The sequence below is a fragment of the Streptococcus sp. 477 genome, from assembly GCF_013277295.1.
GTDB lineage: Bacteria > Bacillota > Bacilli > Lactobacillales > Streptococcaceae > Streptococcus > Streptococcus pseudopneumoniae.
The window spans coordinates 14,463-27,963 of sequence record NZ_VMMQ01000057.1; the positions used below are offsets into that span (position 1 = coordinate 14,463).

At 38.2% G+C, this 13,501-nt stretch carries 10 protein-coding genes; 3 read left to right on the forward strand and 7 right to left on the reverse strand.

Annotation, left to right across the window (positions count from 1 at the left end; genetic code table 11):
• Positions 1–44 precede the first annotated feature (44 nt).
• The 6 genes from tpx to HT691_RS07155 form a co-directional block, all read right to left on the reverse strand.
• Positions 45–536, reverse strand: a complete 492-nt coding sequence (gene tpx, locus HT691_RS07130; RefSeq protein WP_000256026.1) for a thiol peroxidase — start codon at positions 534–536, stop codon at positions 45–47.
• 122 nt (positions 537–658) lie between these two features.
• Positions 659–1,588, reverse strand: a complete 930-nt coding sequence (gene psaA, locus HT691_RS07135) for a metal ABC transporter substrate-binding lipoprotein/adhesin PsaA (protein WP_023933209.1) — start codon at positions 1,586–1,588, stop codon at positions 659–661.
• A 31-nt stretch (positions 1,589–1,619) separates the two neighbouring features.
• Positions 1,620–2,468: a metal ABC transporter permease gene (locus HT691_RS07140; RefSeq protein WP_000559788.1), complete on the reverse strand. Its 849-nt coding sequence runs from the start codon at positions 2,466–2,468 to the stop codon at positions 1,620–1,622.
• Positions 2,465–3,187, reverse strand: coding sequence for a metal ABC transporter ATP-binding protein (locus tag HT691_RS07145; protein WP_000619142.1), 723 nt, complete (start codon positions 3,185–3,187; stop codon positions 2,465–2,467). The genes HT691_RS07140 and HT691_RS07145 overlap by 4 nt, the downstream gene beginning before the upstream one ends.
• A 472-nt stretch (positions 3,188–3,659) precedes the next feature.
• Complete coding sequence (locus tag HT691_RS07150) at positions 3,660–4,853, reverse strand: MFS transporter (RefSeq protein WP_001081491.1); 1,194 nt, start codon at positions 4,851–4,853, stop codon at positions 3,660–3,662.
• Positions 4,846–5,961 (reverse strand): ThiF family adenylyltransferase, encoded by a 1,116-nt coding sequence (locus HT691_RS07155; protein WP_050207834.1) that lies wholly within the window; start codon positions 5,959–5,961, stop codon positions 4,846–4,848. The genes HT691_RS07150 and HT691_RS07155 overlap by 8 nt, the downstream gene beginning before the upstream one ends.
• Before the next feature lie 374 nt (positions 5,962–6,335).
• Here HT691_RS07155 and pepO point away from each other — a divergent pair, with 374 nt between their 5' ends.
• The 3 genes from pepO (at position 6,336) to HT691_RS07170 (ending at position 12,124) form a co-directional block, all read left to right on the forward strand.
• Positions 6,336–8,228, forward strand: a complete 1,893-nt coding sequence (gene pepO, locus HT691_RS07160) for an endopeptidase PepO (RefSeq protein WP_031243466.1) — start codon at positions 6,336–6,338, stop codon at positions 8,226–8,228.
• A gap of 182 nt (positions 8,229–8,410) precedes the next feature.
• Positions 8,411–9,052: a recombinase family protein gene (locus HT691_RS07165; protein ID WP_023933213.1), complete on the forward strand. Its 642-nt coding sequence runs from the start codon at positions 8,411–8,413 to the stop codon at positions 9,050–9,052.
• Positions 9,053–9,460: 408 nt separating this feature from the next.
• Entirely contained in the window at positions 9,461–12,124 is a 2,664-nt protein-coding gene (locus HT691_RS07170) for an LPXTG cell wall anchor domain-containing protein (RefSeq protein ID WP_023933218.1), read from the forward strand.
• 256 nt (positions 12,125–12,380) lie between these two features.
• On the opposite strand, the gene HT691_RS07175 is transcribed toward HT691_RS07170, so the two are convergent.
• A complete protein-coding gene (locus HT691_RS07175; protein WP_023933220.1) occupies positions 12,381–13,010 on the reverse strand; it encodes an MBL fold metallo-hydrolase in 630 nt (209 codons plus the stop codon).
• Positions 13,011–13,501: the final 491 nt, after the last annotated feature.

Here is a 13,501-nt window from a genome sequence, read left to right on the forward strand (position 1 = left end):
TCCGTTTCAAAGAGTAGGGAACTCTTTGTGACAGAGGATTTTTTCTATAGGGCTTTAGCAGCTGCAATTGCGGCTTCGAAGTTTGGCTCAGAATTGATATTGTCCACGTATTCAACGTAGCGAATCGTATTGTCAGTATCGAGGACAAAGACTGCGCGTGCTAATAGGTGCCACTCATTGATTAAGAGGGCATAATCACGTCCAAAAGAATGGTCAAAGTAGTCTGAGAGCATGATGGCATTTTCAATGCCTTCAGCACCGCACCAACGTTTTTGGGCAAAAGGCAGGTCCATGGAAACAGTCAAGACAACCGTATTATCCAGCCCAGCCAGTTCTTCATTAAAACGACGCGTTTGAGTTGAGCAGATGCCTGTATCGATAGAAGGCACGACACTCAAGACTTTTTTCTTGCCATCAAAATCAGCCAGAGATTTTTTAGAAAGGTCTGTTGTAGTGAGTGAAAAATCAAGCGCCTTGTCGCCGACTTGTAGTTGTTTACCTGTAAAGCTCACAGGATTTCCGAGAAAAGTTACCATAAGATACTCCAATCTTTTTTCTTCCATTGTAGCTGAAACGGTCAGAATTTTCCAATGATTTGACCGGAAATGTGGGCATAGAAAAAACGCCAGCTCATGTGAGAATGACGTTTTTCAGAGGTTTATTTTGCCAATCCTTCAGCAATCTTGTCAAGGTTGTATTTCATCATGCTGTAGTAGCTGTCGCCTTCTTTACCTTGTTCTGCGATAGAGTCAGTAAAGATTTGTGCGTAGATTGGGATGTTTGTGTCTTGAGAAACAGTTTTCATTGGACGGTCATCCACACTTGATTCTACAAAGAGTGATGGAACTTTTGTTTGGCGAAGTTTTTCAACCAAGGTCTTGATTTGTTCAGGTGTTCCTTCTTCTTCAGTATTGATTTCCCAGATGTAGGCACTTGGGACACCATAGGCTTTAGAGAAGTATTTGAATGCTCCTTCGCTGGTTACAATGAGTTTCTTTTCAGCAGGGATGTTATTAAATTTATCCTTACTTTCTTTATCAAGTTTGTCTAACTTATCAGTATATTCTTTGAGATTTTTTTCATAGAATTCTTTGTTGTTAGGGTCTTTGGCGCTCAATTGTTTAGCGATATTTTTAGCAAAGATAATCCCATTTTCAAGATTGAGCCAAGCGTGTGGGTCTTCTTTACCTTTTTCATTTTTTCCTTCAAGGTAGATGACTTCAACACCTTCGCTGACTGCAAAGTAGTCTTTGTTTTCAGTTTTCTTAGCATTTTCTACCAATTTTGTAAACCAAGCATTGCCACCTGTTTCAAGGTTGATACCGTTATAGAAAATGAGGTCAGCCTCAGAAGTTTTCTTAACATCTTCAGGAAGTGGTTCGTATTCGTGTGGGTCTTGCCCAATCGGAACGATACTATGAAGATCAATTTTGTCACCAGCAATATTTTTAGTAATATCAGCGATGATTGAGTTTGTAGCAACAACTTTTAGTTTTTGACCAGAAGCTGCATCTTTTTTTCCGCTAGCACATGCTACAAGAGCAATAACGGAAAGAAAGAGAACGAGTAATGTACCTAATTTTTTCATTAGATCCTCCAATTTATTAGGGCTTTGCCCTTTATTTTAACAAATGTTTATTTTTTAGTTTCAAATATCGTTGTTTTGGAGCGATAAAGAAGCTAATGAGAAAGAAACTAGCAGCTGTGAGCACGATACTAGAACCTGCCGCAACATTAAAACTATAGCCAATAAAGAGTCCCAAAACTGAAGCAGTAGCTCCAAAGGTTGAGGAAAGGAAAATCATGCTTTTCAGGCTATTAGCATACAGATAAGCAGTTGCAGCTGGGGTAATCAGCATGGCTACAATCAGGATAGTTCCGACACTTTGCATGGCTGTCACAGACACGAGAGTCAAGAGTACCATGAGAAGGTAGTGATAGAAATTGACAGGCATTCCCATGGCTTTAGCCAAGAGTTCATCAAAGGAAGTTATCAAGAGTTGCTTGAAGAAAATCCAGATTAACAAGAGAATGGCTGCACCAACACCCATAGTAATAAGCATATCCGTATCTTGGACGGCTAGGATATTACCAAAAAGGATATGGAAAAGGTCAGTTGAACTTTTAGCGACACTAATCAAGATGATACCGAGGGCTAAGAAAGAAGAAAAGGTAATGCCGATGGCGGTATCGCTTTTGATAATCGAGTTTCCCTTGATGTAGGTAATGATGATGGCAGCTAGCAATCCAAAGACAATGGCTCCGATAAAGAAGTCAAGGCCCAAGATGAAGGAGAGGGCTACACCTGGTAAGACAGCATGTGAAATGGCATCTCCCATGAGTGACATCCCGCGTAGAATGATGAAACATCCCACAGCTCCAGCTACGACCCCGACGACAATAGCTGTTATCAAGGCATTTTGTAGGAAATGGAATTTTTGCAATCCATCGATAAATTCTGCAATCATAGGTCACCTCCATTGAAAAAGAGTCGATTACCGTAAGCTTCTTTGAGATTGGTTTCGGTAAAGGTTTCTTTGGTTGGACCAAAGGCAATCACTTCTCGATTGACAAGCAAGACTTGATCGAAGTAGTGGGGAACCTTGCTGAGGTCGTGGTGGACGATGAGAACCGTCTTCCCAGCTTTTTTCAGATCTCTCAGCGTATTCATGATGATTTCCTCACTGACAGAGTCAATCCCAACAAAGGGTTCATCCAAGAGGATATAGTCGGCTTCCTGCACCAAACATCTGGCAATCAAGACCCGCTGGAATTGACCTCCAGACAGTTGACTGATTTGCCGTTCAGCGTAGTCAGCTAGACCGACGATTTCAAGGGCTTCTTTCACTTTCTTCCAATGTTTAGCCTTTAAACTTCGAAAGAGAGGGATAGAGGGAAAGAGTCCTAACGAGACGCATTCCTTGACCTTGATGGGAAAGTTGTAGTCGATATTGATTTTTTGTTCGACATAGGCAATTCGGTGTAAGGATTTTTTAACTTCCTTGTCATCGAGAAATGCCTGACCTTGATGTGGGATAATTCCCAGCATACCTTTTAATAGTGTTGATTTCCCAGCGCCGTTTGGACCAATGATGCCGGTAATTGTTGGTCCATGGAGCACTAGTGAAATATCCTTAAGTGCCAACGTTTCTTTGTAGGAGACACTGAGGTTTTCGATACGTATCATAAACTTGTATTCCTCCTGTCTCTTAATATACATTAAAAAAAAAATTAAGTCAAGTTAATTTTTGAAAAAATTAAAATAAGTCATTAAAAAATCTTTACACATCACACAAGGGAATCAATATATAGTGGATTGAATCTGGAATAGTCCACCGAGTTTTTTAAAACATTGTTAGAAATTCAAAGTAAATTATAAAAATGCCTTAGAAGCAGCATTGTACTACTCCAGCTCCAACTAACTCTATTTTGCTATATATTTAGTAGGAGGTCTAATAAAACGCATAATCTCAAGGTTTATACACCTGATATTATGCGTTTTTATGATTTTAAAGATTCTTTAATTAGATTTACTATCTGTACTTCAAAAAGTGTTTTAATCTATCCATGGATAACCCCTTAGTTTACCCTTTGATTTTTGTTGAGTATGAGCGATTCTTTGATGAATTATTTTGAATCAGTATATCACACTTTAAACATCAATAGTTTTTACTTTTGGTTAATGGACTAAAGTAACTAAATCCCCCTGCAAGAAATCTTATAGTACCTGCTAATATTAGAATACTTATGATAGTTAAGTTATGTGAAACAAGTATCCCTCCAAGGTATGCTCCTAAGGGGATAGAAGCAAATGAGATCATTCTAGTAATACTAACAACACGTCCCAACATTTCTTTTTTGACAACTTTTTGTCGTAACGTAAAATATGTAATGGCATTGATATTGCCAAACATATTACTCAAACCTAAAAATACTCCCATATATATATAGTTTGTGTTAATTGATAGCAACATAGTAGATAGACCAGCTAGCATTGTACTGATGGAGAGGATTTTTCCATATCTAAACTTTTTAATTAATTCAGGGGCAAGAATAGCACCTAATATAGCTCCTACACCAGCTATTGAGAGTATTAATCCATAGTGAAAGGAGGTATAGCCTAGAACATCTGTAATATAGTAAACTAAGTTGGCCTGAAATATATGAATACCAAAGTTTGTTCCAAAAAAAAGAATAGCTCCACTTAGGATGATTTTATCATTTTTTACATAGTGCAAACCAATAGATATTGTTTTAGAAAGACTCTCTTTTTTAGAGATATTTACTAGTGTATTTTCTGGAGTTTTTATGCAGAGAATTAATAGGCTGGCAATTAAAAAGGTAAGAGCATTGACCCATAAAACTTTAGCTGGATTAATAAGTAATAGAACAGAACCACTAATCATAGGACCAATAAGATTTAATGTATTGTCAATAAGTTGGATTCCTGAATTGGCTTTTGATAGCTGATTGTCTGTTACAATCTGTGGTAACAAGCTTTGAAATGCTGGGTGGACTAATGGCTCTGTAGAGGAGAGCAGGAAGGTTAAAATATAAATTAAGAGTAAGAGTATATTATCATTTTTAAAAGATATTATTAGCAAACTTAGAATGACTAATGAGATTAAATGACATATTGAAATGATATATACTTTTTTGAATTTATCTGCTAATATACCTCCTACTAGAGAAAATAAAATCCATGGTAAAAATGAAATACCGTATAGAGTAGCCATATGAAATGGAGATCCTGTTTTCTCAAATACTAGCAAAGGTAGAGCTAATTTTCTTAGCCAATCACCAAAGTTGGATACAAGAAATGTTAGCCACAATATTTTGTAATTTCTATTCAATAATATTACCTCCACGACAGGTTATACAATTGGGATCTATATGCCAATGCTCGGCTATTTTTGTAGTCATTGTATTCATATCTATAGATTTTAATTGGCCTACAGTAGTTAATTCACCGATACCAGTGATATATTTTGTAACTTCTGAACAAATGATACCAGTTGCTACAGATACTAGAGGAGCTATGGCAGTATTGTCACCAACTAAATTTAAACGAGTTCTTTCTTCAAGGATTAGGTGAGAAATAGGGTGTTCTTTTTGGATAGTATTTCTCCAACAATCTATGCATCCAGATATTTTGGGGATAATAGTATATTGCAGGGCTCGTTGCGCTTCTAAACCTGCACAAAATAAAGGAATATTCAGCTTTACTATAGCTTCATTTACCCATCTTGCTAGTTTGATTTTAGGTCTATCCGCAACTAGTATTAAGCAGTCGAATCCTCGGAATGATTCAACAACATCTTCAGATGAATTGATTTTCTTTTCCTCAACAGTAAATTTTATTTGAGGATTAAATTCATAGATGCGTTGTTTTGCTATACTTGCTTTACTCTTTCCTATATCATCAAAGTTATATAAAATTTGTCTATTTAAATTAGATATATCAACGACATCAAATTCAACAGCTTTTATTTCTCCTATACCTAAGCCAGCTAAGTCATATATAATGTGAGAGCCTAATCCGCCTAATCCAATAATTCCAATTTTTGAATCAATTAATTTTTTTTGAGAAATATATTTATTTTCACTTAAAGTTGCGTAAGATGAAAAAAAGTTGATGTTTCTGTGATAACGTTCTAATTCATACTTGGATAATATTTTAGAACCAGTAAGATTTAAATCCTCGATAAATCGTTCTTTACTGATTTCATCAATAGCTTCCATTACATCAGATGGTGATAGTTCACTGTAGGTTTCTGAAACTTCTCTTATGATTTTTTCGACGGTATTAATTCCATCCATTTTTTTGAGCATGTATTCAATAGCTCCGCTAGGGTCTTCATATTCTGTAATTTCTCCAACCCCACCTATATAGACCGATCCGTCTTTATATACTACTGGGTAAGCCTTTTTTAGTTTTGGACGAGCTTTTAGTAGATCCATTATATCTCCTTATATCAATTAAAAGAAAAGGTAACTAGAGAAAGTCTAGTTACCAGCCTCGGTGAAGAAAGTATTACTATCCTTTACTGCACTGCGATTCCTGCAATACTTACAGAATGAACACGTTTTTGCTTAAGCATAAAATCTACCTCCTAATATTTAAATTTCAAGTAGCAAAGCTATGAGATAGATAGAATTTTATCATTTTATATATTTTTTGTCAATTCATTTTTCAGACAATTAATTTTTTTGTGAATTTTTAAAAAATTGAAATAATAACTGAAAAATGATAGAAAAGGAAAGTTCATTTTTAATTGCATTCCCTAGTGATTTTTGTTAAGATAAAGACAAATACAAATGAAAGCGAGAACAAGATGACACGTTATCAAGATGATTTTTATGATGCTATCAATGGAGAATGGCAACAGACAGCTGAAATCCCAGCAGATAAGTCTCAAACAGGAGGTTTTGTTGATTTAGATCAGGAAATTGAAGACTTGATGCTGGCGACAACAGACAAGTGGTTAGCAGGTGAAGAGGTGCCTGAGGATGCTATCTTGGCAAACTTTGTCAAATACCACCGCCTAGTTCGTGATTTTGACAAGAGAGAAGCTGACGGTATCACACCTGTCTTACCACTCCTTAAAGAATTCCAAGAATTGGAGACTTTTGCGGATTTTACAGCTAAACTAGCAGAGTTTGAACTTGCAGGAAAACCGAACTTCCTTCCTTTTGGTGTATCGCCAGACTTTATGGATGCTAGAATCAACGTTTTGTGGGCTAGCGCTCCAAGCACAATCTTGCCAGATACGACCTACTATGCAGAAGAACATCCTCAGCGCGAAGAGCTCTTGACTCTTTGGAAAGAAAGCAGCGCAAATCTCCTCAAGGCTTATGATTTCTCTGATGGAGAAATTGAAGACTTGCTAGAGAAAAGACTTGAATTGGATCGCCGAATTGCAGCAGTGGTGCTTTCTAATGAAGAAAGTTCAGAGTATGCTAAACTTTACCATCCATATTCTTATGAAGATTTCAAAAAATTCGCGCCTGCTCTACCTTTGGATGACTTCTTCCAAGCTGTTCTTGGACAAGTACCAGACAAGGTTATTGTAGACGAGGAACGTTTCTGGCAAGCAGCAGATCAATTCTATAGTGAAGAGGCATGGCCTCTTCTCAAGGCAACCTTGATTTTGAGTGTTGTCAATCTTTCAACCAGCTATTTAACAGAAGAAATCCGTGTCTTGTCAGGTGCCTATAGCCGTGCGCTTTCAGGAGTTCCAGAAGCCAAAGACAAGGTCAAGGCAGCTTATCAACTAGCACAAGGTCCTTTCAAACAAGCCTTAGGTCTTTGGTATGCCCATGAAAAATTCTCTCCAGAAGCTAAGGCGGACGTGGAGAAAAAAGTGGCAACCATGATTGATGTCTATAAGGAACGCTTGGCTAAGAATGACTGGCTGACTCCTGAAACTCGTGACAAGGCCATCGTCAAACTCAATGTCATCAAGCCTTATATCGGTTATCCAGAAGAATTGCCAGCACGCTACAAAGACAAGGTAGTGGATGAGACTGCTAGTCTTTTTGACAATGCTCTAGCCTTTGCGCGTGTGGAAATCAAACACAGTTGGAGCAAGTGGAACCAACCTGTAGACTACAAGGAATGGGGCATGCCTGCTCACATGGTCAATGCCTACTACAATCCACAGAAGAATCTGATTGTCTTCCCAGCGGCTATTTTACAGGCACCTTTCTATGACTTGCATCAGTCATCTTCTGCTAATTACGGTGGTATTGGGGCGGTTATTGCTCATGAAATTTCCCACGCCTTTGATACCAACGGAGCTTCCTTTGACGAAAATGGTAGCCTCAAGGATTGGTGGACAGAGAGCGACTATGCTGCCTTCAAGGAGAAAACACAAAAAGTCATTGACCAATTTGATGGACAGGATTCTTATGGAGCAACCATTAACGGTAAATTGACTGTATCAGAAAACGTGGCTGACTTGGGAGGAATCGCAGCAGCGCTTGAAGCAGCTAAGAGAGAAGCAGACTTCTCAGCAGAAGAGTTCTTCTACAACTTCGGTCGCATCTGGCGCATGAAAGGTCGTCCAGAATTTATGAAACTTTTGGCTAGTGTCGATGTGCACGCGCCAGCCAAACTTCGTGTCAATGTACAAGTGCCAAACTTCGATGATTTCTTTACAACCTATGATGTCAAAGAAGGTGACGGAATGTGGCGTTCACCAGAAGAGCGCGTGATTATTTGGTAATACAAAGAGACAAGTAAAACTCCTATAATTACACCTTCCCTATCTATGTACACCCTAAAAAGTTAGATAGAATAATCTAGCTTTTGGGGTGTAGTTCATAGGGATTATGAAATTGAAGTCTTTTCTTATTTTAAAATTCATAGTAAAATATCCCTCTGTATCAAGATAACAGGAGGATTTTTATGTCTCAAAAGACTATCAACATAGGCTACGCCCGTGTATCTACTCATAAGCAAGACCTAGGATTGAAAGTGCAAATCGAAGCTCTCAAACATTGCGATAAACTTTTTATAGAAAAGGAATCTGGTGCAAATAACACTCGTCCTGAACTTACAAAAGCCTTAAAACTGGCCTCTGACTTTTCGAAAGATGGCAAGCAGGTTACTTTCACTATCTATAAGTTAGATAGACTGACTCGATCTATGTTTAAGCTACTAGAACTTATTGAACAATTTAATGAATATCATATTCAGCTAGTCAGTTTGCATGAAAAACTAGAAACAGACTCTCTTATTGGCAGGTTACTTTGCGTCATTTTAGGCTTTGTGGCAGAAAATGAGCTGGAAAATCTGAGGTTTCGCACAAAAGAAGGACTTCGAAAAGCTAAGGAAAATGGTGTTAGATTAGGAGCAAAACGGATTTCAAAAGAAAAGGAGGAGCGGATACTTAACAAATATCTACATTCAAATATAAGCATACGTAATATTGCAAAAGCTGAACAAATTTCTACATCAACCCTATATAAAGTGTTAGAACGCAATAAAGTGGCGAACAATCGTCAAAAAAAACGGAAAATCATTGCTAAAAATAGGGAAAAATGGTAGAATGAAGCTGTAAATTTGTTTCGATTAACGACCGTTTGATGAAACAGTCAAAACAACAATATGAATATTTAAAAAATACGAGTTTAACAGTGTTTTTAACCTGTATTAGACTGGTATTTTTTGTGTATCGTTTAACGGTCGTTACGCGATACACTTAGTTCCCTATCTCTAAAGTAGTTAGCGAGCTTATGGTAACAAAAAATTTAAAAATTATTAAGATATGTAATAGTGTAATAGCTGTATTGTTCAGTTAATGGATAAAGGTTCATTTAAGGCTTCTATCAAGAACATTAAATGTTTAGAGAATGAGTTGGCTCAAAATTTTGCTTTTGTGGTCTTGAAAGGAAGTTGATTTTGTTATTTTATAAGCCTAAAAAGGCAATTATATATTCCCAAGGAGGAAAAATTATGAATAAACTAACTAAACTAGGTATTGTCACTTTCTCTGCTGTAACTCTTAGTGCTGCCGTGCCAACTTTGGTGCGTGCCGAGGAAAACGTTGCGCCGCAGCCAAATGTTGCTGCTAAACCTAATGTTGCTCAACCAACACCTGCACCAAAACCTAATGGTAGCTGGGTTGATTTCAGTATGCTCGACCCAATCGCTAAACCAAAACCAAAGCTAGACAAAGAAGTTTCAAAACCTGCTGAAAAGCCAGTAGAAGAGCCCGCTCCTGTCGAAAAACCTTCGACCGAGGGCAACATTCTTGCAAACGGAACAGATGAGGCTATCGCAGAGGACAAGAAAAATGCTGAGATCGAGAAAAAATACAACGTCGATCCAACCAATCAGCTACCTGAGCCAGGCCTGCCAATCATAACGCCTGAACCAGAACAACCTATAACAGATTCTGAAGAGATGAAGAAGATGGTAGCAGAGGATTTAGCCTATAAGAAAGGAGCAGCTAAGACTCAAGAAGAGTACAATAAACTGATAGCTGAGGCTAATGAGAAGCTTTGGGCTGCTGACGGAGTTGATATGGATGAACTGATCCATAGACTAATCCCAGAAAAACCTGGAGCCGTGCCAGCATTCTCAGATATAAGCGTTCGAAAATATGAAATCCAAGCAGATTTCTTAGATGCTGATCTTGTCCAAAAACATGGATACACTACTGAATCAAGAATTGATAGTCCAAAACAAGCAGAAGTTAGCTCTACATGGAACGTACATGACAAAGATAGCGCAGATGGAATACTAACAGCAAAAAAATTCTCCGACTACACTTTTAGCCACGTCGTAAAATCAGCTGCAGATCATCCAGATATCGACCCAGATCCAAAAGTTGTCAGAGTCAGTTATGATGCAGCTTATGCTTTGCGTGGTTCTGGCTACAAAAATGGTAAAGGAGATAATCTTTTTCGCTACTATTTTATTTACACTAAAAATAAACCAGTAGAAGAAAAACCGAAAGATCCGCAACCAGCGGAAACGGAAAAACCTGCTGAAATTTCGAAACCAGCGGAGACAGTTGAACCAACTGTGCAGCCGAAACCAGCTGAGAACAAGCCGGTTGAAAATAAACCAGCTGAAACACCCGTTCCATCTCCAAAACCAGCAGAAAACCCTCAACCAGAGGTTAAACCAGCAGAGCAACCACAACCAGCTAACTCAGTGAAACCAGCTAAAAATGCTGGATTACCAAAGATTCCTTATAGAACCAACCAGCCAAAACGTTGGTTTAACGGAGCAGGTCGCCCTACTCTAACAACAAACGACCTTGCTGCTCCACTTCCTGTTGAAAATGTAGAAAAAACATCTTACGGTTGGTGGACAGCTGAACCAGACTTGCTTCATGCAGGATCTCATATAAAAGTAAATACTTTTAATTCGAATTTCAATAATCCGATGTTCGAAAACGGTAAAGAGATAAAATTTAAAGGTAGCGGATTTGGAGATATGGATAGTAGGTTTAAACCTGCTCTTGTTCGAGTAAAAGTTCCAGAGTTGGAAGGAATGAACTACGAAGCTTATACAATTTTCTATGAAGTTCCTAATAAAAATGGAAATCCAACTTACGGAACAAATCGAACTCTCCAAGGTGGTGGCATCTCTTTAACTATCAAATCAAAAGAGAAGAAAGAAGATATTCAGGTTTATACATTAACTAAGGATAGAAAACTGGAAGAACTCTATTATCCAGGATTCCCAAGTGAAGAAACAAATCGCTATGATGAGAAAACTAAAACTCATTCATACAATCTATTTGGTGAAACCTACGATACTTACGTTTTCTTGTTTAAGAACCCTACTGAAAAACCAGCTGAGCAAGTAAAACCTGAAGTTAAGCCAAGTGAACAACCTAAGCCAGACAAGCAACCAAGTGTTCCTACTGTTCCAGTTGATCAACCACAACCTGCTAAGCCAGTGAAACCAACTGAGAAGCTAAGTGAGAAACCTGTAAATCCAGTTACACCAGTTGCTCCAATAACACCGACAACTCCCGTAACGCCTACGCTTAATCCAGCCATCCCAAACAATACTCGTGTTCTTTCGAACAAAGCTGGAAGCGTTCAAGTGCATGGTTCAGAAGCAACACTCAAAAATGTCAGCTATATCAAGGTAGAAGAAACCAAGCCGACTTCACTTGAATCAAAAGACTACAAGGCATTTGACATTCATCTATATGACGCGAATGGTAAAGCTATCCAGCCAAATGGCATGGTTCTAGTAAGTCTTTCTGCCGATAAGCCAGTTGAAAATGTTTACTATGTTGCTCCAGATGGTACTTTACAGGCATTGAAGTTCAAACAAGATACAGATAAGGTTACTTTTGAAACCAATCACTTCAGTATCTATGCTATGACTTTCAAAGTTGCCGCAAGCCGTGATAACGGAGGTAGTACAACTCCTGTTCCAGTTGTAAATAGTAGTAATACTGAACAAAAAGGAAATGATGCAAGTAGTACAAAAACTCAAGCTGAGTCGTTAGCAACTAAGACTGAAACTATTTCGAAACAAGTAGCTAAGACTTTGCCAAATACTGGAGAAAATCACTCAATTCTCGCCACCCTATTTGGAATGTTAACTCTAACTGCTGGATTATTTAGCTTTCGTAAGGAGTCAGAATAACTCCAATTCATAGTTTATCTATCAAATATTTTAGACTGTGAAAAAATCAATTTGAGGAGATGATTTAGAAAATCTTTTCATGATAAAATGCATAGTATCAAATTTTTCTACATCTGATATTATGCGTTTTTTATAATTCTAATACTCTTCGAAAATCTCTTCAAACCACGTCAGCTTCGCCTTGCCGTAGATATATGTTACTGACTTCGNNATTTTCATTGAGTATTAAATTGTGCTATCGATTGTCATCATCTTGCTAGAAAAAGGGATTGAAGGCCTTTTCGTGAGCGATAGTAGTAGCTGGACCATGTCCTGGATAGACATCGTAGTTTGGTAGGGTGAAGAGTTGGGTCTGGATACTATGAAGGAGTTGCTCTGTACTACCAGTCGGAAGATCCGTCCGTCCAATTGTTTCGCGGAACAGAGCATCTCCCGTCAAGACTAGGTGAGCATCAGGAAAGACTAGGGAAACACCACCGATAGAGTGCCCTGGGGTCGGTAGAACCTTAAAACGAAATTCCTCTAGTTGGTATTCTTCGTGAAAGACAAAGGTGTGTTCTGCAGGTTTTGTGACCACATCTGCCATATCATCGTGGCGAGGGAGACCGGAGAGATTATCGACAGGAGTGTAGAGCCAGCTGGCTTCGCTCTCTGCGATATAGACAGGAGGATTGCCAAACGTCTCGCGAACCAAGTCCAGACTCATGATATGGTCATAATGAGCGTGGGTCAATAGAATGGCACAGATCGGTTTGTTGAGGTTCTCGATTGTCTGACGAATGGCTTCCCATTGACTACCAGGATCTACAACGATGAGGTGTTTTTCACCTTCCAGGTAATAGGTGTTTTCATAGGCAACAGGATTCACAGTTTTATGGATTTTCATTTTATCTCCAATCTCAAAGAATGTACTAAATTAAGTATAGCACAGTTAGGGAGAATAGGTAAGGATTTAGAATGAACTTAAAAACCAGCATGACTAGATGAAGACAGGCTGGTTATCAATTTATCAATATTGGAAAGGTGTCAATTGCCCTCCATAGGTTGCATAAACTCCGTCATTAGCTTGTTTGATAGATGTGATGTTTAGAGTGCCACCGTAGTTGGCTTCTCGTTTATCGCTATATTCACTATAAGTTATCCTATTGGGCAGGTTCTGATCCTTAGCCTAGTATTGAACGACTGTTTTTTTATAGCTTTGTTGGCTGAATAGAAACAGGCAGCTAACTCCTAACACTAGGAGAGCAAAGATAGAAATAGCAGCTTTTTTCATAGGTGTTCTCCTTATAAACTAAAGGATAGAAGAAAGTATCTTGAGGATTTTTATACTCTTCGAAAATCTCTTCAAACCGCGTCAACGTCGCCTTGCCGTATATA